This is a genomic window from Glycomyces sp. MUSA5-2 (genome assembly GCF_037034145.1).
Classification (GTDB): domain Bacteria; phylum Actinomycetota; class Actinomycetes; order Mycobacteriales; family Micromonosporaceae; genus Glycomyces; species Glycomyces artemisiae.
In genome coordinates this window covers 1-3,446 of record NZ_JBAGKG010000022.1, presented here as the reverse complement: position 1 = coordinate 3,446, position 3,446 = coordinate 1, and the positions used below count along the sequence as shown (strand labels likewise).

The window sequence follows — 3,446 nt, the reverse complement described above, 5'->3', positions numbered from 1 at the left end:
GTGTTGTCTCAGAATCGCATAGCGTGCGTGAATGTCGTTTCTATCTGACCCATGTGCCCCTCTCGGGGCGGGCCGCAGTGTTGTGTTAAGTTCTCGGCGGTTAGTACCCGTCCACTCCAAGCATTGCTGCTCTTCCATGTCGGGCCTATCAACCCCATCATCTTTAGGGCGCCTCACCAGCTTGCGCTGACGGAGATCTCATCTTAGAGCACGCTTCCCGCTTAGATGCTTTCAGCGGTTATCGCTCCCGAACGTAGCCAACCAGCCATGCACCTGGCGGTACAACTGGCACACCAGCGGTTCGTCCATCCCGGTCCTCTCGTACTAGGGACAGCCCTCCATCAAATCTCCTACGCGCGCGGCGGATAGGGACCGAACTGTCTCACGACGTTCTAAACCCAGCTCGCGTGCCGCTTTAATGGGCGAACAGCCCAACCCTTGGGACCAACTCCAGCCCCAGGATGCGACGAGCCGACATCGAGGTGCCAAACCATCCCGTCGATATGGACTCTTGGGGAAGATCAGCCTGTTATCCCCGGGGTACCTTTTATCCGTTGAGCGACACCACATCCGTACGTCGGTGCCGGATCACTAGCCCCTGCTTTCGCACCTGCTCGACCCGTCGGTCTCACAGTCAAGCACCCTTCTACGCTTACACTCACCGACCGGTTTCCAACCGGCCCGAGGGCACCATTGGGCGCCTCCGTTACCATTTAGGAGGCAACCGCCCCAGTTAAACTACCCACCAGGCACTGTCCCCCGACCCGATCAGGGCCGCGGGTGAGACACATCATTTGATCAGAGCGGTATTTCACCAACACCTCCACCCGAACTAGCGTCCAGGCTTCCCAGGCTCCCGCCTATCCTACACAAACCAGACAATATGCCAATACCAAGCTATAGTAAAGGTCCCGGGGTCTTTCCGTCCTGCCGCGCGAAACGAGCATCTTTACTCGTACTGCAATTTCGCCGAGCATGTGGTTGAGACAGCGGGGAAGTCGTTACGCCATTCGTGCAGGTCGGAACTTACCCGACAAGGAATTTCGCTACCTTAGGATGGTTATAGTTACCACCGCCGTTTACTGGCGCTTCAATTCACCACTGCAGCCTTGCGGCTTGATGGATCCTCTTAACGTTCCAGCACCGGGCAGGCGTCAGTCCATATACCTCACCTCACGGCTTCGCATGGACCTGTGTTTTTAGTAAACAGTCGCTTCCCCCTGGCCTCTGCAACCCCCCACCGCTTCCGGACGCACGTCCCACAGCAGAGGGCCCTCCTTCTCCCGAAGTTACGGAGGCAATTTGCCGAGTTCCTTAACCACACATCACTCGAACGCCTCAGTATACTCTACCTGACCACCAGTGTCGGTTTCGGGTACTGGCCGAGCACCACTCGCTAGAGGCTTTTCTCGACAGCACGGGATCACCGAATTCGCTCTTAAGAGCTATGCTTCAGCGCTCACCCTCACCATTCAAGGCAGCGTTCCCGGATTTGCCTAGGAACGCGGGCTACCACCTTACCCCGCCTAATCCACCAGACGGTACGGCTACCCCACTGCGTCACCCCATCACTACGCTACACACGGAAAGGACCCCAACCACGCACCTGTGCCAGCACTCCCGAAGGAGCACCGACACCGGCTTGCAGCCGGTTAGCACAACCGCTATCACTCATACGCGGCACTCGGGTACCGGAATATCAACCGGTTATCCATCGACTACGCCTCTCGGCCTCGCCTTAGGCCCAGACTAACCCAGGGCGGAACAACCGTCCCCTGGAACCCTTAGTCAATCGGCGCACAGGATTCTCACCTGTGTTTCGCTACTCATGCCTGCATTCTCACTCGTACAAAGTCCACCCCATGGATCACTCCGGAGCTTCACCCCATGTACGACGCTCCCCTACCCAACCCCAGCACTCGAAAGTACTGGGCATTGCTACGGCTTCGGCGGTGCACTTCAGCCCCGCTACATTATCGGCGCGAAACCACTCGACCAGTGAGCTATTACGCACTCTTTCAAGGATGGCTGCTTCTAAGCCAACCTCCTGGCTGTCAACGCGACCCCACATCCTTTTCCACTCAGCACACCCTTAGGGGCCTTAGCCGGTAATCTGGGCTGTTTCCCTCTCGACGACGGATCTTCTCACCCGCCGACTCACTGCCGCACTCAACACCATGGCATTCGAAGTTTAGCTGAGCTCAGTAACCGACACGGCCCATCACCCAACCAGCGCCCTACCACCACGGAGCAACATGCGACGCTGCACCTAAATGCATTTCGGGGAGAACCAGCTATCACGGAGTTTGATTGGCCTTTCACCCCTACCCACACCTCATCCCCCCAGTTTGCAACCTAGGTGGGTTCGGGCCTCCACGACCTCTTACAGCCGCTTCACCCTGGACATGGGTAGATCACCCCGCTTCGGGTCTACAACACACCACTCGACGCCCTATTCAGACTCGCTTTCGCTCCGGCTCCACCACACGGCTTAACCTCGCGGCATACCATAACTCGCAGGCTCATTCTTCAAAAGGCACGCCATCACCCGCCTACAGCATCCGAAGACACTGCCGGGCTCTGACGGTTTACAGGCACATGGTTTCAGGCACTCTTTCACTCCCCTCCCGGGGTACTTTTCACCATTCCCTCACGGTACTCTCCACTATCGGTCACCGGACCTCTTTAGGCTTAGCAGACGGTCCTGCCAGATTCACACGAGCCTCCACGAAACCCGCGCTACTCGGGTGCACCATCCGAACACCACCAACAACCTTCACCTACGGGACTCTCACCCACTCCGGTCGGCTTTCCCACGCCGTTCGACTAGCTGCTGATGCGCGAACCTAGTTTCGGCAGAAACTAACGATGATGTCCCACAACCCCCGACCCGCAACGCCTGCCGGCTATCACACGAACCAGGTTTAGCCTCCTCCGCTTTCGCTCGCCGCTACTGACGGAATCACTCTTGTTTTCTCCACAGCAGGTACTGAGATGTTTCACTTCCCCGCCACACCACCACCCGCCCTATACATTCAGGCAGGCGCGACCGGCCATCAAGCCGGCCAGGTTACCCCATTCGGAAACCCTGGGATCACAGTCCAGTTGGCAACTCCCCCAGGCATATCGCAGCCTCACACGTCCTTCATCGGTCATCCGGCACCAAGGCATCCACCATGCGCCCTACACAACTTAACCAACACGGCCAAGTCAGATAGAAACAAAGACACTCACGCACACTATACAAATCTCAAACAACACACCAACCACACCCGACACGCGACCGCCACCCAGACCACGAAGGCCCAGACACGATCAAAACCGCGTGTCCGCGGCATGACCAGGCTCCGAGACGTATTGCCTCAGAACCCCAACAGGGTGCGAGACCCACAATCACGGCGGCGAGTGCAAGCACTCGACGTCGAGACCATGGGTCTCAAGGATGG

At 57.8% G+C, this 3,446-nt stretch carries 1 rRNA gene; it reads right to left on the bottom strand.

Annotated features, from left to right (window positions below):
* Positions 1-81: 81 nt before the first annotated feature.
* Positions 82-3,198, bottom strand: a 23S ribosomal RNA gene (locus WA640_RS28640).
* Between the last annotated feature and the right edge of the window lie 248 nt (positions 3,199-3,446).